This window comes from Halorubrum amylolyticum (assembly GCF_004114995.1).
Classification (GTDB): Archaea; Halobacteriota; Halobacteria; order Halobacteriales; family Haloferacaceae; genus Halorubrum; species Halorubrum amylolyticum.
The window spans coordinates 28,508-53,256 of record NZ_SDJP01000016.1; the positions used below are offsets into that span (position 1 = coordinate 28,508).

21 protein-coding genes, 1 tRNA gene and 3 pseudogenes are annotated in these 24,749 nt (G+C 61.0%); 11 read left to right on the top strand and 14 right to left on the bottom strand.

Annotation, left to right across the window (positions count from 1 at the left end):
- Nucleotides 1-36: 36 nt before the first annotated feature.
- Nucleotides 37-2,013, bottom strand: coding sequence for a threonine--tRNA ligase (gene thrS, locus ESO89_RS11585; RefSeq protein ID WP_206731753.1), 1,977 nt, complete (start codon nucleotides 2,011-2,013; stop codon nucleotides 37-39).
- 180 nt (nucleotides 2,014-2,193) lie between these two features.
- Between thrS and ESO89_RS11590 the strand changes: the two genes are divergently transcribed.
- A complete protein-coding gene (locus tag ESO89_RS11590; RefSeq protein WP_128905659.1) occupies nucleotides 2,194-3,174 on the top strand; it encodes a PLP-dependent cysteine synthase family protein in 981 nt (326 codons plus the stop codon).
- A 28-nt stretch (nucleotides 3,175-3,202) separates the two neighbouring features.
- Here ESO89_RS11590 and ESO89_RS11595 read toward each other — a convergent pair whose 3' ends face one another.
- Both ESO89_RS11595 and ESO89_RS11600 read right to left on the bottom strand, forming a co-directional pair.
- Nucleotides 3,203-3,625: a CoA-binding protein gene (locus ESO89_RS11595; RefSeq protein WP_128905660.1), complete on the bottom strand. Its 423-nt coding sequence runs from the start codon at nucleotides 3,623-3,625 to the stop codon at nucleotides 3,203-3,205.
- Between the two features lie 101 nt (nucleotides 3,626-3,726).
- Complete coding sequence (locus ESO89_RS11600; RefSeq protein WP_128905661.1) at nucleotides 3,727-4,329, bottom strand: RAD55 family ATPase; 603 nt, start codon at nucleotides 4,327-4,329, stop codon at nucleotides 3,727-3,729.
- A 214-nt stretch (nucleotides 4,330-4,543) separates the two neighbouring features.
- Here ESO89_RS11600 and ESO89_RS11605 point away from each other — a divergent pair.
- From ESO89_RS11605 to ESO89_RS11630, 6 genes are all read left to right on the top strand, one after another.
- Nucleotides 4,544-4,618, top strand: a tRNA-Arg gene (locus ESO89_RS11605).
- Between the two features lie 134 nt (nucleotides 4,619-4,752).
- Complete coding sequence (locus ESO89_RS11610) at nucleotides 4,753-5,769, top strand: tyrosine-type recombinase/integrase (RefSeq protein ID WP_128905662.1); 1,017 nt, start codon at nucleotides 4,753-4,755, stop codon at nucleotides 5,767-5,769.
- A gap of 2,249 nt (nucleotides 5,770-8,018) precedes the next feature.
- A complete protein-coding gene (locus ESO89_RS11615; RefSeq protein WP_128905663.1) occupies nucleotides 8,019-8,216 on the top strand; it encodes a hypothetical protein in 198 nt (65 codons plus the stop codon).
- Entirely contained in the window at nucleotides 8,213-11,875 is a 3,663-nt protein-coding gene (locus ESO89_RS11620; RefSeq protein WP_128905664.1) for a PriCT-2 domain-containing protein, read from the top strand. The genes ESO89_RS11615 and ESO89_RS11620 overlap by 4 nt, the downstream gene beginning before the upstream one ends.
- A complete protein-coding gene (locus tag ESO89_RS11625) occupies nucleotides 11,875-12,453 on the top strand; it encodes a hypothetical protein (RefSeq protein WP_128905665.1) in 579 nt (192 codons plus the stop codon). The genes ESO89_RS11620 and ESO89_RS11625 overlap by 1 nt, the downstream gene beginning before the upstream one ends.
- 377 nt (nucleotides 12,454-12,830) lie before the next feature.
- On the top strand, nucleotides 12,831-13,505 hold the full coding sequence (locus ESO89_RS11630; RefSeq protein ID WP_128905666.1) for a helix-turn-helix domain-containing protein: 675 nt from the start codon (nucleotides 12,831-12,833) through the stop codon (nucleotides 13,503-13,505).
- Between the two features lie 396 nt (nucleotides 13,506-13,901).
- Here ESO89_RS11630 and ESO89_RS11635 read toward each other — a convergent pair.
- The 4 genes and pseudogenes from ESO89_RS11635 to ESO89_RS11650 form a co-directional block, all read right to left on the bottom strand.
- Nucleotides 13,902-14,897, bottom strand: a pseudogene (locus tag ESO89_RS11635) (ISH3 family transposase); the annotation flags it as partial.
- 104 nt (nucleotides 14,898-15,001) lie between these two features.
- On the bottom strand, nucleotides 15,002-16,081 hold the full coding sequence (locus ESO89_RS11640; protein ID WP_128905667.1) for a hypothetical protein: 1,080 nt from the start codon (nucleotides 16,079-16,081) through the stop codon (nucleotides 15,002-15,004).
- A 63-nt stretch (nucleotides 16,082-16,144) separates the two neighbouring features.
- Entirely contained in the window at nucleotides 16,145-16,495 is a 351-nt protein-coding gene (locus ESO89_RS11645; RefSeq protein WP_128905668.1) for a calcium-binding protein, read from the bottom strand.
- Nucleotides 16,492-16,761: pseudogene (locus ESO89_RS11650) on the bottom strand (hypothetical protein); the annotation flags it as partial. The gene ESO89_RS11645 and the pseudogene ESO89_RS11650, both read right to left, overlap by 4 nt.
- Nucleotides 16,762-16,764: 3 nt before the next feature.
- Here ESO89_RS11650 and ESO89_RS11655 point away from each other — a divergent pair.
- The 4 genes and pseudogenes from ESO89_RS11655 to queC form a co-directional block, all read left to right on the top strand.
- A pseudogene (locus ESO89_RS11655) lies at nucleotides 16,765-17,516 on the top strand (RNA-guided endonuclease InsQ/TnpB family protein); the annotation flags it as partial.
- A 94-nt stretch (nucleotides 17,517-17,610) separates the two neighbouring features.
- Entirely contained in the window at nucleotides 17,611-18,072 is a 462-nt protein-coding gene (locus ESO89_RS11660) for a 6-pyruvoyl trahydropterin synthase family protein (protein WP_128905669.1), read from the top strand.
- Nucleotides 18,072-18,848: a 7-carboxy-7-deazaguanine synthase QueE gene (locus ESO89_RS11665; RefSeq protein WP_128905670.1), complete on the top strand. Its 777-nt coding sequence runs from the start codon at nucleotides 18,072-18,074 to the stop codon at nucleotides 18,846-18,848. The genes ESO89_RS11660 and ESO89_RS11665 overlap by 1 nt, the downstream gene beginning before the upstream one ends.
- A gap of 112 nt (nucleotides 18,849-18,960) precedes the next feature.
- A complete protein-coding gene (gene queC / locus ESO89_RS11670; protein ID WP_128905671.1) occupies nucleotides 18,961-19,650 on the top strand; it encodes a 7-cyano-7-deazaguanine synthase QueC in 690 nt (229 codons plus the stop codon).
- A 107-nt stretch (nucleotides 19,651-19,757) separates the two neighbouring features.
- Here the strand turns inward: queC and ESO89_RS11675 are convergent, their stop codons facing one another.
- From ESO89_RS11675 to ESO89_RS11705, 7 genes are all read right to left on the bottom strand, one after another.
- Nucleotides 19,758-20,045, bottom strand: a complete 288-nt coding sequence (locus ESO89_RS11675; RefSeq protein WP_128905672.1) for a lipoyl domain-containing protein — start codon at nucleotides 20,043-20,045, stop codon at nucleotides 19,758-19,760.
- Entirely contained in the window at nucleotides 20,042-21,070 is a 1,029-nt protein-coding gene (locus ESO89_RS11680) for an alpha-ketoacid dehydrogenase subunit beta (RefSeq protein WP_128905673.1), read from the bottom strand. The genes ESO89_RS11675 and ESO89_RS11680 overlap by 4 nt, the downstream gene beginning before the upstream one ends.
- Nucleotides 21,063-22,109, bottom strand: coding sequence for a thiamine pyrophosphate-dependent dehydrogenase E1 component subunit alpha (locus tag ESO89_RS11685; RefSeq protein ID WP_241686206.1), 1,047 nt, complete (start codon nucleotides 22,107-22,109; stop codon nucleotides 21,063-21,065). The genes ESO89_RS11680 and ESO89_RS11685 overlap by 8 nt, the downstream gene beginning before the upstream one ends.
- 133 nt (nucleotides 22,110-22,242) lie before the next feature.
- Complete coding sequence (locus tag ESO89_RS11690) at nucleotides 22,243-22,458, bottom strand: hypothetical protein (RefSeq protein ID WP_128905674.1); 216 nt, start codon at nucleotides 22,456-22,458, stop codon at nucleotides 22,243-22,245.
- A gap of 108 nt (nucleotides 22,459-22,566) precedes the next feature.
- The gene (locus tag ESO89_RS11695; protein ID WP_128905675.1) at nucleotides 22,567-23,589 is read right to left on the bottom strand and encodes an NADP-dependent oxidoreductase; all 1,023 of its coding nucleotides are present in this window, start codon (nucleotides 23,587-23,589) and stop codon (nucleotides 22,567-22,569) included.
- A gap of 139 nt (nucleotides 23,590-23,728) precedes the next feature.
- Nucleotides 23,729-24,175 (bottom strand): hypothetical protein, encoded by a 447-nt coding sequence (locus ESO89_RS11700; RefSeq protein WP_128905676.1) that lies wholly within the window; start codon nucleotides 24,173-24,175, stop codon nucleotides 23,729-23,731.
- Nucleotides 24,172-24,747 carry a DUF7342 family protein gene (locus tag ESO89_RS11705; protein WP_128905677.1) on the bottom strand — a complete coding sequence of 192 codons (576 nt, stop codon included), beginning with the start codon at nucleotides 24,745-24,747 and terminating at the stop codon, nucleotides 24,172-24,174. The genes ESO89_RS11700 and ESO89_RS11705 overlap by 4 nt, the downstream gene beginning before the upstream one ends.
- Nucleotides 24,748-24,749 lie beyond the last annotated feature (2 nt).

Sequence of the window (24,749 nt, forward strand, 5' to 3'; positions counted from 1 at the left end):
GGCCGGAGAGTCGCGGAACGCTCCCGGCTCCGCCGGTTACTCCGCGTCGACGAAGTCCGGCTCCGTCCGCTTCTCGTCGCGCTCGGCGACGAGGTGGTCGACGAACGCGTCGAGGTCGACGTCGCCGCGCTGGTTCTCGAAGCGGTCGCGGACCGAGACGGTGCCCGCCTCCTGCTCGTCGTCGCCGACGATCACCATGTACGGGAGCCGGTCGTCGTGGCCGGCGCGGATCTTGCGGCCGACCGTCCAGTCGCGGTCCTCGACCTCGGCGCGGAAACCGGCGTCTTCGAGTTCGTTTTTCACGCGGTGCGCGTAGCCGAGCGTCTCGTCGGAGACCGGGAGGATGCGGACCTGCTCGGGCGCGAGCCACAGCGGGAAGTCGCCGTCGAAGTGCTCGATGAGCACCATGAAGAAGCGCTCGTAGCTCCCGTACAGCGCGCGGTGGATCATCACCGGCTGGTGGTCCTCGTTGTCCTCCCCCGTGTAGGTGAGATCGAACCGGTCGGGCATGTTGAAGTCGAGCTGGACCGTCGGACCGTCCCAGACGCGGCCCAGCGCGTCCTCGAAGCCGAAGTCGATCTTCGGGCCGTAGAAGGCGCCGTCGCCGGGCTCGACGTCGTAGTCGTAGCCGCCCGATTCGAGCACGTCGCGGAGCTGCTCCTCCGCGGACTCCCAGATCTCGTCGCCGCCGACCGACTTGTCGGGGCGGGTCGCCAGCGCGACCTCGACGTCGAGATCCAGCGTCTCGACGACCTCGAAGATCATCTCGATCACCGACTCGATCTCTTGGCGGATCTGGTCCGGCCGGACGAACAGGTGACCGTCGTCGATGGTGAACGACCAGACGCGCGAGAGGCCCGAGAGCTCGCCGCGCTGCTCCTTCCGGTACACCTTCCCGTTCTCGAAGTAGCGCTGCGGGAGGTCGCGGTACGACCACGACTGCTGGTCGAAGATCGTCGCGTGGCCCGGGCAGTTCATCGGCTTGAGCCCGTACTCCTCGTCGTTCACGTCGAGGAGGAACATGTCGTCTTTGTAGTTCTCGTAGTGACCGGATTTTTTCCACAGCTCCGTCCGGAACACGTGGGGCGTTTCGACCTCCTCGTAGCCGTGATCCCGGTTGAGCTCGTTCGCGAAGTCCGACAGCTCGCGGAGCACGGTCTTCCCGGGCGGGTGGTACAGCGGGAGGCCGGGACCGGTCACCGTCGGGATCGAGAAGAGGTTCATCTCCTGCCCGATCTTGCGGTGGTCGCGTTCCATCGCCTCCTCGCGCAGTTCGAGGTGCTCTTCGAGGGCGGCCTCGGAGGCGAACGCCGTGCCGTACACGCGGGTCAGCGTGTCGTTGTCCTCGTCGCCGCGCCAGTAGGCGGCCGAGACCTCCAGCAAGGTCGCCGCGCCGATCTCGCCCGTCGACTCGACGTGCGGCCCCTGACAGAGGTCCCGCCAGCCGTCCTGTTCGTAGAAGGTGACCTCCTCGTCGTCGGCCTCCTCCTCCAAGATCTGCTGTTTGTACTCGTTGTCGGCGTAGATCTCCGTGGCCTCCTCGCGGGACCGGACCTCGCGCTCGATGTCGTAGTCGGCCGCGATGATCTCGTCCATCTCCGCTTCGATGGCGTCGAGGTCGTCCTCGTCGAGGTCCACGTCGGTCACGTCGTAGTAGAACCCCTCGTCGGTCGGGGGGCCGATGGTCAGGGTCGCCTCGGAGTGGAGCCGCTGGAGCGCCTGCGCGAAGACGTGGGCCGCGGAGTGGCGCAACACCGTGAGGTACTCGTCGGACTGGTCCGTGACGATCTCGATCCGTGCGCCGTCGTGGACCGTCGCGTACTTTTCGACGAGTTCGCCGTCGATCTTCCCCGCGACCGTGTCGCGACCGAGCCCGGGTCCGATCTCGAAGGCGACGTCTTCGACTGTCGCCCCCGCCGGAACGTCCAGCTCTGATCCGTCCGGAAGGACGACCGTCACGTCGGCCTGCGCATCGGTCTCGCTCATACCTCTTCGGAACCGGACGAGGGGCATAAGTTTGTTCGATCCCCGGCACGGCGTCACGCCATTCGAGGCAGCGGTCTCTCGCCGTGATGGTCGCTCCTACTGCGACGTTCGCTCCGATCCCCCGGCAACGCCCGCCGTCATCGACGAGAAGGGACGGCCGCACCGATCATGGAAACACGCAAAAGGGGCGGCAACGATTGCGGCAATATGACGACCCATCAGGAACCCCTGTCGTCTGTGTTGGAGACGATCGGGGAGACGCCGCTCGTTCGGGTGCACGACTCCCCGGACGAGGTGCCGGTGTACGCGAAGCTGGAGTCGTTCAACCCCGGTGCGAGCATCAAGGACCGCATCGGGAAGTACATGCTCGAACGGATGCTCGAACGCGGCGACATGGGGGAGGGCGGCACCGTCGTCGAGCCGACCGCCGGCAACACCGGGATCGGGCTGGCGGTCGCGGCCAAGCAGCTGGGGCTGAACGCGGTGTTCGTCGTCCCCGAGCGGTTCTCCGTGGAGAAACAGCAGCTCATGCGCGCGCTCGGCGCCGAGGTGGTCAACACCCCGAGCGAGGACGGGATGGGGTTCGCCATCGACCGCGCCCACGAGATCGCCGACGAACTCGACGACGCGGTCGTCCCCCAGCAGTTCTCGAACCCGCTCAACGCCGAGGCGCACTACGCGACCACCGGCCCCGAGATCGGCGACGCGCTCGACGGCAAGGTGGGGGCCGTCGTCGCCGGCTGCGGCACCGCCGGGACGCTGATGGGGATGGCCCGCTACTTCCGCGAGAAACACCCCGGCACCCACGTCGTCGCCGTCGAGCCCGCCGGCTCCGCGTACCGCGAGTTCCTCGGCGAGGACGTGGACCACGAGGAGTACAAGACGGAGGGGATCGGCACCCACGACGTCTCGCGGAACGAGCTGTTCGACCCGGAGCTCGTCGACGACATCCACGCCGTCCCCGACCGCGAGGTCCACGAGGAGATGGGGCGGCTCGCAGCCGAGGAGGGACAGCTCGTCGCCTCCTCCGCGGCCGCGAACGCGATCGCGGCCAAGCGGGTCGCCCGCGGAATCCGCGACGGCGAGATCGACGCCCCCTACGAGGCCGTCGCCACCGTGTTCCCCGACTCCTCGGAGCGGTACCTCTCGAAGGGCGTGTACCGGTCGTTCGAGGAGTGGGAGGGATGAGGTCGGACGCAGCGCGGCGCCTGTTCGTTTATCCGCGAAGGCGCCCGTGCTCGACCTTCAGACACCGGTCCTGAACGATCTCGATCCCGTCCGCCTCCGCCTCCGCGGCCGACTCGTCGTGGCTGATCCCCAGCTGGAGCCACGCCGCGCCCGCGTCGCCGCGCTCGGCGTGTCGCTCGCGCACCGCGGCGAGGACCCCCGGCACCTCCTCGCTCGGACGGAACACGTTCACGAGGTCCACGTCGGCCTCGACGTCGGCGAGTTCGTCGAACGCCGGCTCGCCGAGCACCTCGTCGGCGAAGGGGTTCACCGGAATTACACGGTACCCGTGGCGCTGGAGGTACGCCGGCACGTCGTGGGCGGCCTTCCCGGGCGTCGTCGAGCAGCCGATCACGGCGATCGCGTCGGCGTCGAGCAGTCGGTCGAGCCCCTCGTCGTCGGTGATGGGCATAGCTGCGAGTACGTGGGCGCGCAAATTAAACCACCCGGCGGCCGAAGGAACCACCCGGCGGCTGAAGGGTTCAGCGACCCGGCGGCTACAACGCCCGCCGCTCAGGCCAGTCGGATCTCGAGCTCGCCGTCCTCGGGAACCGTGATAACGCCGTCGAAGAGCTGCTTGAGCGTGTTCATCGCCTGCTCGTCGTGGGAGGTCGAGTCGATGCTGAACAGCCCGAGGCCGTTCACGCTCTGTATCCGGCCGGTGAACACATGGAGGAAGCGGAACACCGTCTGGAGGTCAGAATACATCAACAGCGTCGACAGCGAGTGGACCGTCACGCGGTTCTGTTCGATCCCCCGATCGCCGAACGCCTGGAGGAACTCCGAGAGCTTGATCCCGATGCCGGTCATGTCCACCGGCGAGGAGGCGTACTTGATCCGGTCGGACTCGCGGGCGTCGCTGACGCCCTGCTGGCGGGTGACGCAGTCGACGACCGCGACCGGCTTCCCCTCGTAGGGCGTCCGCTTCTGGTAGTCCTTCAGGACGCGCTCGGCGCCGTCCTTGGTGGTGACGACGATCGCGCCGTCGCCGCGCTCGGTCCCGGCCGCCAACAGATCCATCATCAGCGACCGCTTGCCGGTGAGCGGCGGGCCGGCGAGAAGGAGGTTCGTCCCGGGCTCGACCTCCTCGTCGAAGTGTGGCCTCAGGTCATACATGGGCGCACCTCGGCGACGACAGAACCGATTCGGGCCGCTCGTTCGGCTGCGACGCCGTACGACCAAGACACATCTACTACGGAAACCATGCCGGGTCCCGATAATATTCTTTTTGATCGCCCGTGGTGCCGGGATCGATGAACACGCCCCAACGCGTCCGGAGGCGATTCCGAATCGCGGGACTTAACTCTCTCTCCGGAATAGCGAGTCGTACGGGCGCTTAGCTCAGTCTGGATAGAGTGCTTGGCTTCGGACCAAGCTGTCGCGGGTTCAAATCCTGCAGCGCCCATTCGTTCCGCTGTTCCTAAGGAACCACAGGACGTGAGCAGTGCCCTTAAGAAACGATGTCTTTTCCGCGGTAAGAGTTCAAGTCGTGACGACTTCGCCCCCGACTGTGTCTGGCGGTTCCGGAGAGCCAAACTCATGGAACCTATCGAACCCGAAGCAGCGCTCGCATTGTACATCGAAGACAAGAAACGAGAGTCAGCTGACTCAACAATCCGGAGCCACCGATCCCGACTCGGTCACTTCATCGACTGGTGCGACGAGACCGAACTCGGTAACATGAACGACTTGACCGCCAGGAAAGCGCACGAATACCGAGTGTGGCGACGCACCGAACGCGGTGACCCGAACAGCGTGACGATGAAAACGCAAATGGACACGTTCCGCGTGTTCGCCCGTTGGTGCGAGAGCATCGACGCCGTCCCCGACGGACTCTCGGAGAAAATACTGTCACCGGAACTCGGCAAGCACGAAAACGAACGCGATGACATGCTCGACCCGGACGTCGGCGACAATGTCCTCGAACACCTCGCCAAATTCGAGTACGCGACACGGGAACACGTAGTTCACATTCTAATCTGGCGCGGATTATTGAGACGAGGAGGCATCAGGACACTCGACCAGCAGGATCTCGTCACAGACACGGACACGCCACACCTCAAGGTCCGTCACCGACCCGAAACGAACACACCGCTGAAGAAGAAAGGAGACGGTGAACGACGAACCGGTCTCAAACCCGGAACCGTTGAAGTCCTGCAGGATCACATCGACACTCACCGGCACGACGTCAAGGACGAGCACGACCGCCAACCGCTCGTGACAACCAGCCGGGGACGCCCGCACCTGCAGACCATCCAGTCGGACAGCTACGCCGCGACGCGCCCATGCATCGTATCCGGGGAGTGCCCGCACGACCAGGACATTGACGAGTGCACGGCCGCCGTGAACCGGTCGAGAGCGTACGAGTGCCCATCGAGCAAGTCACCGCACGCCGTTCGAAGAGGAGCAATCACTCGCGCACTATCGCTCGATATCCCCGCTCGCGCGATCGCGGACCGTGCCAGCAGTGACGTGGACACACTCTCGAAGCACTACGACCGGCGCGATGAGAAAACACGAATGCAGCAACGCCGAGAATACTTGACTGGCATCTGACCGGGACGACTGACAGCACGACCATATCGTTGGTTGAGAAGTGTAAGAGTACACTCGAATCCTCTTACAATCAGACGAAACACCCGACAGACCTCGTGTAGATTCTTAGGCACCGTAAGGCACTATAAGCTCATTTTACGCCGTGAAAACTATCTGTGAGAGTGTAAGAGACCTGGAACGCTCCGAAGAGGTGTAGTGTAATAGGTGATTTGAGGAGGGGATTTACCCCCTGGTCCGCGAGCCCCGCAGTCGCCGGTCAGGCTATGACTCACTCGCCGTGAAGCTCATCCTTGACAACAACGGTCAGAGTAACTCTTCCGGGATCCCGGTGAATGGTGCTTGCGTCGCACCCCCGCATGAACGACATTCCCAATAGAGACGCGCGCGTTTTTCCCCGTCAGTCTCAACGTCCGACCGGAGGACATCAGGCCGCTTGATAGGGTGGTGGAACTCTCTCTTGCAGTTAGGGTTGTTGCAAGCCCAAGCCGGTTCCTTCGTTTGACGGTATCGGATACTCTTCGAACCACACGGACACCCGCAACAGTGGCAGTCGATGATGTGAGACGAGAAGTCGTCAGGGTCGCAGTGCTCGTAATCCGAATTCCCATCAGTCATGCTACCGCCGCGAATCCCGTTCAGACCGCGCTCTAACGGACTGTCCCAAGGGTGCGACGCGCCGCACTGGTCACACCGTTCGGGCCCGCTCTCGGACGCGTCAGTGACGCCAGGACCATCAGGCAACTCCTCATCAGGAAGGAACACGGGAAGACCATCGAGACGATCGTCAGTATCTGACGTCGAAGCAGGGTTCACGTCTGCTTGGTCGATATCCTCGAACGCGGAGAGCCCCGCTTGCGTTTCGTGCACAGTGGAAGGGTCGCGTGTCTTCGCATCGATTATTCGTTCACGCCGAAGCCGGGCGCGGTAATCTGCTTTCCGCGCCAGCTCTTCTCGCTCCCGTTTGATGACTTGCGGGCCTTTCGTCAAGTCCAACTCGCTGAGAGCGTCACCTGGTTCGGTGATGGCCGCGGGACGACTGTACACGCCGGTCTGTCGGGATGCCCACAACGACGGTTGTGCCGCGGGGTTGATACTCACAGACCCTGTGCGGTCCGGAGTCCAGTGGTACGACGGTTCACCGATGACGTTGAGATGCTGTTCCCGGCGATAGACGGTCACCGGGATCTCGACTCCACTCTCGCCCGTATGGAACTTTGTCACCGGGAGGTGAGCAGGTTCCGCGGAGGCGACCAGTGCAGGTGTTCTGTTGAGTAATTCTACCATGTTTATCAATTACTCCTTGTCGACCATAACTGTGATCCGGCACCCCTGATACCGGACGATTTCATCGAACCTCTTCCCGAGGCGAGCGAGATTGTCAACTCCGTGAACAACGATGTTGGTGAAGTCGTGTACACGGTGGTGAAGAAGCCGTGAACACAACGTTGTTGATGAACAGTGAATGAATGAACACTCTCGCTTATCGACACTCTCAGGCCCTGAAACGCCGTGTTACACTCGCCACGCACTCCGTCAACAACGTTGGTGAAGAAGTCGTGAACACAACGTTGGTGAACACACTGCCAGAACACAACATCGATCAACGAGGGGAGACGGTAGGCGCGAGTTTGTTAACGACAGGGAGGCGTTCGACAGGACTGCTTGGACCAGCATGGACCAGAAAACCCGGGGACGTGAACGGGGTGGTCTAGGTGGTCTAGGTGGTCTAGGTGGTCTGAGGGTTAATGTGAGAGACGGGTAAGGAAGAAAACGGTAGTGTTGTTGTGTCTGTGTACTATATCTCTCACTAAAGGGGTCGAAATGCCTAGACCACATGGACCACATGGACCACTCCTCGATGAACCGGCTTGCCTTCCGGTGGTTTTGTATGTTTCATTGTGGTCCGTACCCCCTAGACCAGACCGGTCGGTGGTCTAGACCCGGCGGTCGCTGGCACGTTGGGAGTAGGTGGATCACCCGGAACACTGATGTCGTGCGCGTTGTCCTATTCTTAAAAGTATAGGAAGAGGTCCGCAGATAGGCTCTATATCGCCTCTAATTTACCTATATAAACCTTAGACGCAGAACGTTATAAGTCACCCGTGACTACTATTTGGTAAGCACTCGGCGACCACGGTCTTGTCGCCACTCACAATCGCATCCAATACTCTGGCGATGCAAAGTCCATAACCCCCGAACGGCGCGAGGCCGCCCGGGAGTCGAGTGCCCCATAACCAGGAGTCACTCAAATGGTATACGACGCGAACGGATATAAAAGTGGTTGCATCGATTCAATAACAGCAGGCAGTTTCGTCATCTACGATGACGAGCGGTGGCGAGTCGCGCGGACGAGCGGTGACTATGTTGAGGTTTACCGGACGTACGAAGCGCCTCAAATCGTGGATATCGATTCCGTCGAACTCGTGAGCGGAGGTGTGGGTCAGTGATCGGGACACCCGAACAATGGCGTGAGAACACACCGGAACCGATGCAGAACATCGACCGGTGGCTCATGTGGGACGACAGCGCTGATACCCCACGACGCCCGCACTGGAAAGGCGACTTCTCGGTCTCCTTCAACGACGCTGAAGATCACCACACGTTCGAAAAAGCCGTTGGAGCAGCTGCAGAGAAAGACTCGTGGGGAATCGGATTCGTCACAGGTGATGACATCGCCGTCATCGACGTGGACGGGTGCGCGGATATCGTTGAGGACGGGCGTAAGGACCCGAAGGATTGGGTTCCGTCCTTGAGGGAGTTCCGACGCGCAGCAGACGGTAGTGAGGTTTACGCCGAGTGGAGCCCATCGGGAACCGGGCTTCACATCCCGGTGGCAGACTTTGATGAACCCGAGTTCTGGACTGACTTATCCATTGATGACGCCGAGCACGAAGGCGTTGATGTGCTGCAAGGTCGGTTCGTGACGGTTACTGGTGATGTTGAACGCGGGTTCGATGGTGAGGTGGTTGAGCACGCGCCGGATATCGATCACTGGTTGCTTGGTGCGAAGGAGACCATCAACGCGTTGAACGGCGATGGCGATCTTGCCAACGCCGGTGATGGCGATGGGTGGAAGCCGGATAACGAGTGGCTCACAGAGGACGACATCAGGGACGCGTTATCGCACCTTGATGCCGACTGTGGCTACAATCAGTGGCGGAACATCGGGTTCGCAGTTGCTGAGTTCTTCCACGAAGAAGACGACGGCGGCGCGGATGAGGATGCGTGGGAGAAGGCGGTTGAGCTCTTCAAATCATGGTCGGAGACAGCTGATGAGCAGTGGGATGCGTCCGCTGAGCAGCAGGCTGAGCGGATTGTTGAAGATTCGTGGGAGAGCATCGAGGTTGAATCGGACCCGGTGACTGTCGGGACTCTCATCGCGTACGCGACGAATGCGGGATGGGATATGCCTGCTCCGCCTCAGAGTAACAGCGAAGAGGTTGATTGGGACGCTGTTGAAGAGGCGAGGCTAAGTACCGACTGGCGGTCGGACGAGATGTGCGATGTTCGAGACGACGTCATCGGTGAGGAGTGGACAGACCCGCCTGAAGACTCCGATAAAGAACCGGAATTCATCGGTCTCTACGTCAGCGAACCAATCGGACCAGACGACGACGTCATCGTCACTCTCCCGAAGCAAGATGCGCGCGTTGAGCACCGAGCGCCGGCGCAGTCAACGGTTGACGTGAAGCTTCAGGACCGTTACGCCGGGCGAGTTATCAACGCTGAACCACTGCACAAGCTCGCTCAACGCCTCGATGTGTTGTACAATGAGTGCCTGAACGCTCAGGCACGCGCGGCAGTTGCGCACCGTCTCATGCAGGCCTTGGAGTTCGTGACGACCGGTGGAGCGGACGATCAGACGATTTACTGTTACAACCCGGTCACGGGGACACTGGACGGTGACGGCAGGGAAGTCATTCGTTCCGTCATTGAGGGTGTGTGCCCGGGTCGCGCCAGCGGTCATGAGAAGCGCGAGATTGTCGGGAAAATCGCTGACCGGACGCGAGAAGACGGTTCGCAAGCGTTCGAGCCGCGCGGTAAATTCGACAACGAAGAGCATGACTACAGAGTCGTCGGGAACGGGATCCTTCGGCTCCCAACGCTGCAGCGGGACGGGTCGGTCAGTGACCCGGAACTCCTCGATTTCGACCCGGACCTGCGCGCCAAGCAGCGGTTACCAGTAGATTGGAGCCCTGACGCAGACACTCTGGAAATCGACGAGTGGTTGGATGAAATCACGGAGCGACCCGAAGACCGAGCGACCATCGAGGAAGCCATCGGGAACATCCTTCTCCCGGATTACCGGCACCCGAAAATCACGATGATGTACGGGTCCGGCAGGAACTCGAAAGGCGTAATCCTTGATGTAATTGTGGAGATGTGCGGTGGCGTGGACTCTCCGACTGTCGCGGGGAACCGGCTTGAAGACTTAGCTAAAAACAAGTTCAGAACCGCGATGCTTGACGATGCGCTCGTTAATGTCAGCGGTGACATCGGGCAGCGGAAAATCCAGGAAGGCAGTAAACTCAAAGAGCTCACGGGCGGGGATGCACAAGAAGGTGAATCAAAGCACGAGGATTCAGAAACGTTCCGTAACAGCGCGAAGTTATGGTTCGCCGCGAACTCCCCGCCTCTGCCGCCGGAATCCGGGGAAGCGTGGCAAGAGCGGTGGTTGCCGATTCACCTTCCGTTCCAGTTCATCCCGGATCCGGATCCAGAAGACCCGTATCAGAAACCGCAGGAGAATGGTATCAAGGACCGGTTGACGCGTGATGATAATCTTGAGGCGATACTGGTTCGGGCGATTGAAGGTCTCGCTCGCCTGGAAGCACAAGGGGACGTGAGTCTGCCGGAGTCACCGGCGGAACGACTCGATTCCTACGAGCAGGATGCGGACCCGATCGGCCGGGTTGAAACGGACCTGTTGAAGCCTGTTCACGGAGCATCGTCGAAGGCTGAGAAGTACGTCCCGAACGGTGCAGTGTTCGACGCGTACAAGTCGCTCGCCAGTGATGACGGTGTTGACGCGGTTTCCCGGACGGATTTCTTCAGACTCTTGGAAGACCGTGTTGAAGACATCCCGTTCGACAAGTCCCGGCCCCGAGCGCCGGATTCCGTAGACGATGACCGGGTGTACTCGATGACAGGCGTTGCGTTCCGTGACGAGGCGGTAGAGCACCTGTCCGAGTACTGGTTGAATCACCCGTGGGTGACCATCGATGCGCCCGCCAGCGACGACGGCGGTGAATCTGCCAACGACACTGCCGACCGCCGGTCACCGCACTACGATGACGTCATTACCCTCGATGACGCAGCGAATGCTGATTCGTACGTCACTGTGGAGGTTGACGTTGATTACAAGAACCTGCAGGGCAGCAACCTCATCGAAATCACGGTCCATGACGACTCTGCGATGCGGGATATCGTCGCTAAAGACCGTGGGAATGACGAGTTAGATATCGTTGATGGAGTTCAGGAGGGCGACACTGTCAGGTTCGAACGACTGAAGCCGGGTGCAGACTTGAAGGTCCGGCCGATGACGGACGTGACGATCGTCAACCGCGAGAACTCAGAGTCTGTCAACGATGAGGAAGGGGACTCGACCCGGTCGATCGACCTCATCAATGACCCCATCGATAACCGTGAGGGTACCTCCGCGTCAGAAGACGCTCAGGCGGAGCAGGATGCCGCGAGAGCGGACGGCGGGGAAGACGAGGGTGACACTGCGCAGATTGACCGGGCGGTCCGTGAGCACGCTGATGCAGCCGAGGATGATGCAGCGCTCGCAGGGCAAGTATCCGCGGTGACGAAGTGCAACGACTTAGACGAGATTGCAGCGCGTATCCGAGCGTTCAGAGATGAAGGCAGTGAAAACGGAGACGGAGGAAGTGACGGGTGCGGTGAATTCGACGGTGAAGACCCGCCACGACCGGCGACAGCGTTGGATACGTGGCAGTGCAGAGAGTGCGGGGTAAAGTGGGGCACGGACACCGCATGGGAGGAATGCGGACAGTGTGGTGCTGAGGTTGACGTGGACTGGAATGTCGAGACGGGACGGGTCTCAAGCGAGACCGCAGAGGCTGTTAACGGAGGTGAAGCGTAGTGGCCGCAGCTGCGACCCCGTCGGTCAACGACCTGAAACGACACCAGTCAGCGCTCATCAACGCTCACTGGAGCAACATCGTTGAGCACCTTTCCCCGCCAGGAGTGGCGTGGGAATGGTCAGAGTCCAGCGTTACCCACCGCGTGAAGTACCGCTGGAAAGAATCGGGCCTGATTTACCGCTCACCGAGCGGTGACAGGTGGATGACGTCGAGACGGTTATGGGCTCACGTCGTCGAGACAGCCGGATCGGACGAGTCTGTCGGGGCGGAGGCTACGGGTGAGCACCTCTTGATGGACGTCCCGACGTTCGAGGCACAGTCAAAGAGCGACGAAGACGATGGGAGTCGTGTGTACTCTGACCCGGACCCGTCGGCGTGGAAGCGGTCACTGGTCGAGCAAGCTACTCTCACCGGGGGCGTGGCCGACGCGGACGACATTGACAACGACCGGGATCGAGTGATGGAGAACCAGGCAAAGGGCCGATCGGCGCAGGATCGGCGAGAGAAGGCCGCTGAAGCCGCTGGTCAGATGAAAATCGGCGCGTTCACACCGCTTAGGGTGCCGAGAATCGGGTGACGTAGAGGTAGCGTGTATGCGAGGGCATTAGGAAGCGCGTGACGTGCTTCGACGACTCGGGTGGACCGAGACTAAGTCACAAAGCTTGAAGGCGCTGCGCACGGGTACGAGGACTTCGTCCGGTGCGTGGTTGATGAGCACCGGTGGGTTTGAAGCAGTTCTGACTGATTCACTGTTTTTCAACGGTCGAGGATACGCTCATAATCGCTTGCACCCCGTTCGAAGCGACACGATCTGTGTTGTCCACGCTATCGCGCTTCTCGTGCGCGCGTAGCGGGCGCGCATATCCCCCTTGTCACCTTGTCACCCCCCTCCCCCCTCAGGGAGTGCACCCTGTCTCTTACCCGTACAACTTCTACCTTGACATGTGACAGAGAATGGCAGCAAGCAACAGAGACGAGAACCCAATTGGACACCTGGACATCGGCATCGACCGGCAGGACCTGCAGGACCTGACTGAAGAGGCGATGCAGTTAGAGACGCGGACAGACGCTGTCCGGTGCCCTGACTGTCTTACACCAAACCAAGAAGACCGAATCAAAGAGAACTGGTGTATCAACTGCGCGCAGCCCGTGCACCCGCACCCGACAGGCAAGGACGAAGAGTGGAGAAGCAGGCTTGAGAACCGGTTTTGGGAGAAGGTAGATATCCGCGAGCCCGACCAGTGCTGGCCGTGGAAGTTTTACTCGGAGAGATACGGTCGATTCTGGTTATCGTCCGGGCATGCGCTCGCTCACAGAGTCGCGTACATCCTTCACCACGACCTCGAATCACTTGACGACATTCCAGACGACGTGGTCAAACATCGATGTCACCGCGAATTGTGCTGTAATCCCCGGCATCTGCAGGCAGGAAACCAGTCAGGGAACCTCAAAGAGGCGTGCACAGAAGGTGACCGCGAGACGCGGTTCACAGACGCTGAAGTCCGCGAAATCAAACGGCTATACAACGATTCGGGGCGGACTCAGAAAGAGATTGGTGACAGATTCGACGTCAGCCACGCGCTCATATCCGGGATAGTGCGCGGGGAATACTATTCGTGGGTGGACTGAGGTGACTTTCCGACTATTTTAGCCGATCAACACTCGATACAGAGGTGATGAGGCAAAAAGGACAGACGCCCGACGGCGTTTACTTGTGGTTATCGATTGCATCTGACCAAGCAGCGGTTAGAGCGACGCACGATCTAGCGCGCGGGTGGGTCGAGCAACGAGTCGGTGACGGTGAGTGGTCGGACTGCGAAGCCGGGCAGTCAATGTACGAAGCCGGTGACGGTGAGGAAACGGGGGTTGTGCAGCTTGCATCGATCCCGGACGCCGAAGCCTTGATTGCGAAGCATCCTGCCGGTGCTGAGCGGTGACAAAACATGGATTTAGACGAATTAGATGATGCTGTGACGGTGTGGGTCGCGCGAGTCAGCGTGATGGGGAGGGACGAGAGGATCACGACCAGAGGCGGCGCCCCCCGCAGCGGGGCGCTGCCACGTATCTCCAGTGAAGATACCGCCAGACGTTCTGGAGGAGCAGACTCACGACAAACATCAGCAGTCGAAGCCCAACATCCCGAGAACTGGTCAGAGAGAGGCTCTACTTGGCTAATCGGTAGATTGCTTCGATGCCGAAACGCTTGCTGTACTGTTCTCGTGCTTCTCGGGGCGTCGTTATGAACGGCGCGTCAGCGGCGTAGCCGTGACGCGCCACCCCGTGTTCGTCGTACCGTCCTCGCTGGTAGACGCAGTCGATGAACACGGGGGAGCTCACCCTTCCGGCGAGTTCGTGCTCTATCACACGACTCCAGCCCCTGCTGAGTTCGGTTTTGATCGTTTCGCCCCACTTGACGACCGGCATCGCGTATGCGTAATTGTGCGTGTACAGCAGCTTTAGGCAGATGCTGTTGTAGAAGCCGCGGTCGAGTAGCGTGAGGAACTCAGCGAGGGTATCGCTGGTGGTCTCGCCAGCTTCCAGCTGGAGGACCGCCAGCGTGTAGCGCTTGTTGCGCACACGCACGTAGAGCGTGGCATAGGCGTGAAACGCCGTCGTGCCGCGTTTCGCTTGGGAGAAGTAGAGGGCCTCTGTCTCATCTTCGTCGCCGTAGTAGGGATCGAGGTGGAGGTCGGCGATGACCTCCACCGGTCGATCCGGAAGTGTCTCAAGGACATCGCGTTGGAGGAGCGTGTTCCCGACCGCTTCGACGGTGTCAAGATCGAACTGATCGGTGAGGTGTCCACGGGCAGTATTGGCGCGCGGAGAGTCATCGGTCGTCTCGCAGACGTGATTGATCGAGGTCCCGCCGGCGCTGGCGCCGGCAAGGACCTCGTACAACGCCTCCGTCGTCACCTCAACGTTCTCCCCGAGATCCACCGAAAGCTCCCCATCGAGACTGTTGACGACAAAATTAAGCAGGTGCTCTTCCTCTATCTCGCTGTCTGCTTGGGTTGGTTGCACATCCTCTCCAAGCAGACACTTCCTCTAACCCGATGTGCTTGACTGAGCATACCCTCGTGTATTGGTCCTATCGAGCGGGACCGAGAAACCGACTTGGGACGTACTTACAGTTCTCTTTCTGGCGAATCTCCAATCCGCCCCATAAGCTCCGAAAGCGAGGACGTTTCGAGGTCATGGAGCGCCCAGTCACTGGGAAGGGTCTCTGTGACACCGGTCTCGTGCGCTAACTCTCGAATCCGCTGTTTCACGTCCGGGTCAACATCGATGACGCGGGTGAGGTCGTCGTCTTCGTCCCAGTAGGGCGGGGCGTGCGGGCCGAGTAGTTCCTCCGTTTCGAGGTCAGCCACGGCCTGAAAATAGAACTCCGTGAGGTCCGTCTCCATCCCGAGCGTGCTGCGTGTGCCGGAAGCGATGTCCTCGTCGGTGACGATGGCTTCGAAGGCGTCGAGAGCGGCGTACTGGTCAACGTAGAAGGCAGTGTTGAGCGTGATTTTGACGAACTTCGACTCATCTTCGGAGAGGGCGAGCAGGTGGTCAGCGACGGAGTGCTCGGGATGGCCGATACCCCATCCGTAGGTGTACGACTCCTCGTAGGCGACGTGAGACTCGTTGACGTACTCGGGGATCGCATCGAGAAACGCCAGTGCGTCAGCCGGAATTGCGTCCACGCTGTCGCCACGGCGGGTGCGAATAACCGAGCGTCCGATTGCGTTGGCGATGACGTGGCTGACCTCGGGGAACTCGTCTTGCTCGCGCGGATCGTAAGCCGTAGCGAACTCGACAAGCACATCCCACCCGTCGGTCTGTGCGGCGGTGTCGAGCCCGGTAGCGAAGGATTCGTAGTAGGCAAATTGCAGGTCGTGTAGCAGATCTTCACCGCTCGGTGCGTCACCTCGGGCCACGTTCGACAACACGCGTTCATATTCCGCAATTGCCCGGTAAAGTGTTGATACGTCACCCTCACGGGCGTCGTCATAGAGGTCTGGAAGGTCACCGACGACCTCGGGATGATCCTGTTCGAGTTCCTGCCGGTCTAAGCTAGAATCTTCGAACGGATCTTCCTCCGAGAGACCGTCTCCATGTGAGATCGACTCATCGGCGGGCAGGTCGGGAGCACAGTCGTGGAGTCTGAGACGCGAGAGGGTGTCGAACGACGCCCCACAGTCCTCACATTCGTAACTCATTAGCTGAGTGTACGGTGCCCTGGAAGTAAGAGTTTGTGAGCGAGGAACCCGTACTATCGTTCGTCAACGTTCAAGCCAGTAGTGCCAGTCCGATACAGCCAGCTCAGTGGCGTCACTGGCCGCAACCGGTTCCAGTTGGCTCAACGGCACGCCGAACTCTCGGCCCTTCCACTCGATGGTGACGAACTGTTGGCGAAGCGACGGCTCCGACGATTGTTTACCGACCACACGAACCGTCTCCCCTTCCTTCAGAGGTGAGACCTCTTGGTCTTTGATACACCGTGCTTCGAAGGGAAAATCCATCATCTCTTCCAGATAGATGTGCCAACCCATCGCCTGCTCATCCTGGGTGTAGGCGTCCACGATGATCTCCATCTCGATTCGTTCGTCCCGTTCCTTGTCTCGCTCGGTCATGACTCACCACCGGCGCGGGTGTGAAACGATACACCCGACTTGAATTCGGTTAGCTTCTCGATCCGGTCTTCGAGTTCCTCGATCTCGTTGCGGAGATCCTCGGCCTCGTCACCGTCGACAGCAGCAAGCTGGTCTTTGAGTCCTTGGAGCCGTGTCTCCTTACGTTCCTCGTCTACCTCGGCCTTGCGGACGTACTCGGGCTCCTCGATCTCGTACACGTCGCTTTCAGACAGTTCCGTTACGTCGAGAGCGTCGTCTTCTTTGTCGCGGAATGGGACGTCACGTTCGGTCTCGAAGTTGAAGACACCGCACTCCCCGACAAACCCGACGGAGATGACTTGGATGCTGAGGATTACGTTGGAATCGACCTCGGCATCAACAACTACATCTACACGAGTGATGGCGACAGCGTGGACTGGCCTGACCTTTCCACGGAATACGACCGTTTGCGCCGTGAACAGCGTAGTCTCTCCCGTAAAGAACACGGTAGCAACAACTGGGAGAAACAACGCAGGGAAGTTGCCAAGGTCAAGCGTCGGATTAAGCAGAAGGTCGAAGACTTCCAACACAAACTCTCCACGTGGCTCGTCACGACGTACGATGCGGTTTTCGTGGAGGATTTGAACGTCTCGGGGATGCTTCAACAGGTCGGGAATGCGCGGAACAAGCAGGATGCCGCGTGGCGCGGGTTCATCGAGATGCAGAGTACAAGGGCGACCTGTACGGCACTCACATGGTCCAAGTGAACCCGCGTGGCACGACCAAAGAGTGCGCGTCTTGTGGCGTTTCGACGGAGAAGCCGTTGTGGGTGCGGGAGCACAGTTGCCCGAGTTGTGGGTTCGAGGCGGACAGGGACGCAAATGCGTCGTATAACGTTCTTTCTGGCGGTATTCAAGAGTTAGGTCTGGGACAGGCCGAAGTGACGCCCGTGGAGACTGCGGCTGCTGTGGAAACCGATGGAGGTTCTTCATCGTCGGTTCCTGCAAGTCGCGTCATCGAAACGGGAAGCCTCGGGGCTTGACCCCGAGGCAGTTCACCTAGGAACTTGTGTGAGATGGCACTCAACTGAGTCGACGAAACTCAATGCTTATATTTGCCACCTGTATTCTCCGAGTATGTCCCAAATCATACCTCAAGATGATTCCCCGCAAGTAGACTTGTCCGAGGCAGGCCAACGGACACTCCAAATCGGAGACGACAACCCGATTCGGATCAGCTCGGGCCACCGAATTCTCCATCACGACGGGAAGTGCTCGCGGCCACACGGCCACAACTACGAGATCACCGTGGAAGTGACCGGCCAACTCACCGAGGAGGGGTGGGTCGTCGACAAAGGCGACGTCACAGACATCATCGACGCGTGGGACCATCGGTTCCTCGTCGAAGAAGGCGACCCGCTCGTTGACGCGTTTGAAGCGTCCGGCGACGGCGACGCACTCGTCGTGTTGGACCACCCACCGACGGCAGAGGTGATGAGCGTCTTGCTCGAACAGCGAATGCTCGACGCGCTCCCGGACACCGTCTCGGACGTGTCGGTGTCGGTGAGCGAAACCGGCGAGCTCTGTGCGGCCTACTAATGCCGGTCGCTAGTAACGCAGAGGAATCTACAACGGACGCTGACACGGCCGGTGAGGGCCTCCCGATCAACGAAGTGTTCTACTCGTTACAAGGCGAGGGAACGCTTGCGGGCGTCCCCTCTGTCTTCGTGCGAACCTCAGGGTGTAACCTGCGGTGTTGGTTCTGTGATTCGTACCATACCTCGTGGGAGCCGACCGGGGCGTGGCGCGACGTCGGCTCGATCGTGGACGAAGTCCAATCACACGAACAGGCCAACCACGTCGTACTCACGGGCGGGGAGCCGCTCATCCACGCGGAGTCAGTCGAACTCTTAGAGCGACTGGCCGCAGAGGGGTACCACACGACGGTGGAGACGAACGGAACGATCTACCGGGATGCGCCGATCGATCTGGCGAGTATCAGCCCGAAGCTGGCGAGTAGCACGCCGACCCCAGATCGGGACCCGAAAGGTGACGGCGAATTCGAAGAGCAACACGAACAGAATCGGATCGACATGGACGCGCTCTCCCGCATGGTGGATGCGTACGAGACGCAACTGAAGTTCGTCGTGACGGACGAGACCGATCTGCCGGAAATCACGGAACTAGTTGACCGAGTGAGAGCGGCAACGGCGACGACGGTGGCGGACGATGACGTGTTGTTGATGCCGGAAGGCATGACGCGTGCCCAACTCGACGGGACGCGCAGCGAGGTCGCCGAGTTAGCAATGGAGGACGGCTACCGGTACACGCCGCGACTCCACGTCGACTTGTGGAACGACGCCCCGGGAACATGAGCGTCATCCAGGGACAGCTCGGTAGGAGCAGTGCGGTGCCGCGAGTGCGGTGTGTCCGTCGCACGGGACGCGGTGAACAGAGCACCAACCAATTCGACGCAACTGAGCAGACATGAGCAACAAAAGCGCGGTAATTCTGGTGTCCGGCGGGATGGATAGTGCGACAGCTGTCTACGAAGCGATGGAGCAAGGGTACGAGCCGTACTTCCTACATACGTCGTACGGACAGCGCACCGAAGACAAGGAATTTGAGTGTGCGAAGGGGCTTGCTGAAGAAGTCGATGCGGCTGACCTCCTGCATATCGAAACGGGGCACCTCTCTCAGATCGGCGCGTCGAGCCTGACGGATGAAGAGATGGACGTGGCTGATGCGGATTTAGAGAGTGACGAGATTCCGACCTCGTACGTCCCGTTCCGGAACGCGAATTTGCTGTCGATGGCGACATCGTACGCGGAAGCGACCGAGTCAGAGGCGCTGTTCATCGGCGCGCACTCTGAGGATTTCTCCGGGTATCCAGACTGTCGCCCAGAATTCTTCGACTCCTTTCAGAACGTGATCGACGTGGGGACAAAACCGGAGACACAGATCGAGTTGCAAGCGCCGTTCGTCGAGTGGTCGAAAACGGAAATCGCGGAGCGTGGCTTGGAACTCGGTGTGCCGCACGACATGACGTGGTCGTGCTACCGTGATGAAGAGCCGGCATGCGGAACGTGTGATGCGTGCGCATTCCGGCTTGAGGCGTTCCGGAATGCTGGGTCACGCGATCCGATCGCGTACGCTGAGCGGCCGGAGTTCTCGTAGTCTGCTGGTCAGTACGAATCCACTCTCTCAGCTTCGGTGAATCGCCTCGGGGTCAAGCCCCGGGGCATTCTCCTTGCATTCTGTAAACGACGGGGGAGTGGGTGTTGTCACTCCGTCCGAATCCACCCCAGCGTGTCACCGATCTCGAACGCATCGTCTTCACCCACGACAATCTCATCGAGTGTCCCTGCGACGGGCGCTTGAATGTCGACGCTCACTTTTTCGACTTGGATCTCACAGAGGGTGTCACCCTCCTCGATCGACCGACCTCCATGGACGAACCAATCGACGAGAATGCCTTCCGTCTCATCGACGTCAGCCTCCCAGTCGCCGGTTGCACGAACCGCAACCCGCATGCCTGCACCCCCGTCAGCGACGCTTCGTCGATCGCTCATTCTGCGGACACAACCTCTCGGACGCTCTCTTCAATATCGGCTGAATCCGGAATCACTTCGTCTTCCATCGGACGGGCGTACGGGATTGGAACGTCTGGGACTGCAACTCGCTCGACGGCATCGAGCGCACCGAGATCCCGATCGGCGACGCTCGCGATGATCTCTCCGGTGACGCCGAAGGATCGATAATCCTCGTCAACGACGACGAGTCGTCCGGTCTTTCGCACCGACTCGACGATCGTGTCGGTGTCGAGCGGAACCAGTGTCCGAAGGTCGATGACCTCCACGTCGATACCCTCGGCTGCGAGCGATTCCGCCGCAGCGAGCGCGCGATGGACGTGGAGTCCGAGCGTCACCACGGACACATCGGCGCCCTCGCGTTTGATGTCCGCCGACCCGAAGGGTATCGTGTAATCGGTCTCCGGAACGGGCGTCTTCGGGCCGTCGGGTGCCGGCATCCAGCCGATTCCCATGAGCCGCTTGTGGAACAGGTACATCACCGGATCGTCGTCGCGGATCGCGTTGTGCATCAACCCCTTTGCGTCGTAGGCCGTCGATGGAACGACGAGTTTCAACCCAGGGATGTGTGCGAACGTCCCGTACAGAGTTTGTGAGTGCTGAGCGGCGTCGTTGTACGTCCCGCCGACAGCGGCCGTAAGGACGAGCGGCACGTTCACGTTGCCGCCGCTCATGTAGGTGTTCTTCGCGAGTTGATTGTAGATCTGGTCCATCGCGACGCCGAAGAAGTCCACGAACATCAGCTCCGCGATGGGTCGCATCCCCTCTTGCGCGGCACCCACAGCGGCTCCGAGATACGCGGTCTCGCTGATCGGCACGTCCATGATTCGATCGCGACCGAATTCGTCGAGCAGTCCTTCGGTACTATCGAAGATTCCGCCGTAGTCGGCGACGTCTTCGCCCATGTAGAAGACCTCCTCGTTGTCGCGCATCTCGTGGGCGATCGATTCGACCATTGCCCGACTCATCGTCAGCTCGCGGTCGATGACGTTGTCCGTGTCACTCATCGGCGTTCACCTCCGCCAGCTCGAACTCCGGTTCCTCCGTCGTCACGCCCGACGGCGGATTTACGAACACGTCGTCGTAGGCGTCCTCTGGGTCCGGCTGTGGCTGCTCTTTCGCCCACGCGATCGCCTCCTCAACCCGTGCTTCCGCGTCCTCGCGAATCGCCGCGAGGTCATCGTTGTCGACGCCGTGGTCACGTAGTTCTGATTCAATCCTGTCGATCGAATCCCGAGTGAGTGCTGCCTCCTCGTCGTCGTCAGACCGATACGTTTGCGGATCACCCATGAAGTGTCCCATCCGACGGTGGACTTGCACCTCGAAGAGCGTGGGTCCATTTCGGTCCCGCGCACGACCGATCGCCTCCCCAGCCGCCTCGTAAACGGCGACGGCATCATCCTGATCGACACGAACGCCGGGCATATCGAATCCGGCGGCCCTGTCTGAGCCGTCTTCCACGTCGGTGACCCGCTCTTTGGGCATGCTGATCGCCCAGTCGTTGTCCTCAATGACGAACACGACGGGCAGGTTATGGACACTCGCAAAGTTCAGAGATTCGAGGAATGCTCCCTGGTCGATTGCCCCCTCACCGAGGAACGCAACCGCGACAGCGTCCTCGTTGCGCTTTTTGGCTGCCAACGCTGCCCCGGCCGCCGGCGGACAGCCCTCGGCGATAATGCCGCTACACGCGAAATTCACGTCGGGATCGAACAGATGCATGTGACCGCCTTTGCCCGTTCCGAGACCGGTTTCCCGCCCGAAGATCTCGGCCGTCATCCGTTTCAGATCGACCCCCTTCGCGATAGCGACGTGGTGTGGTCGGTGCGGTGCCGTTACGGTGTCCTCTGGACGAAGATGATGACAGACCCCGACAGCGGCAGCCTCTTGCCCCGCTGCAAGGTGTAGTTCACCGGGGATCGGCCCTGCGGAGATGTCGAACGCTGGCTGCTTGCCCTCCAGATACTCCTCTTGGAGGCGTTCTTCATAATATCGGGCCGTTACCATGTCGCCGTACAGTTCACGCATCCTGTCTGGTGATACCATGACACAGTAACATACATGGTTAATAATATTAGTTAGTTCGGGCGAACCTGCGGTGGCGATCTGGAGGGATTGGTTTTGATGAAACTACCAGATGGTGATACGTTCAGATCTGGCTACGGTCAATACAGGGAACTCACAAATCGTTTGACGCCTCCGAAAGCGCCGGTTCATACTCGATCTGCACGATCTTGTCGATCGTTCTGGCGAACCCATTCGTGTCTACCTCTTGGTAGCTGGAACCGGGATCGTCGGTGACGATCCGATACTCGACGTCGGCGCGGAGATCCTGCTCCGGATTGACGAAGAGGAGCGATTCGCACCTGCCCTGCTCGCTGCCCCACGTCGGCAACGTGATCGGGACATGGCACCTCCGCGCTTAGGACGCTATCCCGTAGGGTTCGCCGGTTCAAATCCGGTCCTGCGCATCCGTGTACCCGTCTCGCCCGGACGCCGATCGCTACTCCTCGTCCGCGGCCGACACCCGCACCACCTGCTTGCCGATGTTGTCGCCGGAGAAGAGCCCGAGGAAGGCGTCGGGGGCGTTCTCCAGTCCCTCCACGACCGTCTCGCGGTGTTGGAGGTCGCCGCTCGCGACCCAGCGCGCGAGCCGCTCGCTCGCCTCGCCGAACCGGGTCGCGAAGTCGCCCACGAGCAGCCCCTCGACCCGCGCCCGCACCGGAATCAGCCCCGGGAGCTTCCGCGGGCCGGTCGGGACCCCTTCGTCGTTGTAGTGGGCGATCTGGCCGCAGACCGCGACCCGCGCGTCGAGGTTCAGCTTCGTGAACACGGCGTCGGTGATCGGGCCGCCGACGTTGTCGAAGTACACGTCCACGCCGTCGGGCGCGGCCTCGTCGAGCGCGGCGCGGTAGTCGTCGGTGTCCTTGTAGTTGATCGCGGCGTCGAAGCCGAGGTCGTCGGTGAGCCACGCCGTCTTCTCGTCGCTGCCGGCGAATCCGACCACGCGACAGCCGTTGCGCTTGGCGATCTGCCCGACGACCGAGCCGACCGCGCCCGCGGCGCCGGAGACGACGACCGTGTCCCCCGGCTTGGGCTCGCCGACCTCCAGCAGCCCGAAGTAGGCAGTCCGGCCGGGCATCCCGAGCACGCCGAGGTACGCCTTCGGGTCGGCGACCGTCGGATCGACCGGCGCGACGTCGTCGGCGTCGAGGGTCGCGTAGTCGGCCCACCGCCCCTCGCCCGTCACGAGATCGCCCACGTCGTACGCGTCGCTCGCGCTCTCGACCACTTCGCCGACGATGCCGCCTTTCAGCGCGTCGCCCACGTCCCACGGCTCCGCGTACGACTCGGCGTCGCGCATCCGACCGCGCATGTACGGGTCGACCGAAAGGAACCGCGTCCGGACGAGGAGTTCTCCGGGGGCGGGGGAGGGTGCGTCGGTCTCGCGCAGTTCGAAGCTGTCCATGTCGGGCTCGCCGTCGGGTCGCTCGGCGAGCAGCCACTCGCGGTTGGTGGTCGTCACGGTCGGTGTTGGGGCATGAAACCCAATAGGGTTTGGACGCCAGCAGGGAGCGGGGTCGAAATGCGTGAGATCGATAGCCTTCCTCGACAGCGTCGTTCGACGTTGGCGAGAGTGCGATCACCGCCTGCTAGTCACCGAATTAGGGCTCCCGGAACGCACGCTGCCGCTCGTCGATTTCGGAGAGCGCCATCGAGAGGACATCCCGCCAGTCCTCCGGGTGCGACGCGTTCTCGCCAGGGGTCGGCGCGTCCGGTCCCGGATGGACGTGGTCCCGCGCGTTGTGGTCTGACGGATGTCTGTCCCACCGGTTGTCGTATTCGCCGGTCTCGTGGTCTTCGTGGTAGTGGATCGAGAAGTCGCCGTTCTCGTACCAGACGACATCAAGCCGGGCAGTCCGAACGCTTCCGGGATAGAACCGAGAATCGTACTCACACAGCAGCCGTTCGGGAGCGAAGGTCGGGTCCGCCTCGATGCGAACGAACCGGTCGTCGGTGGTGAGCCGCTCACGGACGATCTCCAACCGGTCGAAATCGATCGGTGCGCCGCTACCGAGGGTGGACGCATCGTCGTCGGGTCTGTCCGTCATACCGCCGATCGCGAATTAGCGGTGTCGTCGGATGCCGCCGTAAGCGCTCGCTCGAGAAGCGATACCCGACGACGCGCCGTTCGCCACGCGGAGAGGCGTTCCCAGACCGCCTCGATAGACTGGTCAGTCTCCGCGGCGTGACTCGTGATCGAAACGTCGTCGGGGGACGCGGCGTCGAACTCGGCCGTACATTCCTCAACCCGTTCTGCCTCCGTCTGCAGCAGATCGAGTAGTTCGTCGGTGGCGTACTCGGTGCGAAGCGTTTGAACACGTCTCCAGTGCAAGTACTCCTGATTGCGCTCGTAGGTCGCCGGAGACTCGGTGACCTGGGTCACGACGCCCAGTCGCTCAAACCAGTCTAAGTACTCGCGTGCGGCGTCCACGCCGTGTCCAGCGAGGCCCGCCACGTCGCTCGCCGTCGCAGGGGCGTCGAGCCCGAGAACTGCATCGAAGAAATCGTCTCGCGTTCGATCACCGCTGACGAGCTCGGACGGTGGTGTGAGCGCGTCGAAATCCGGCGCCTCGGTACGCTCCTCGCGAGAGGCTTTCAGTTCGGAGCGCGGATCGTCCATAC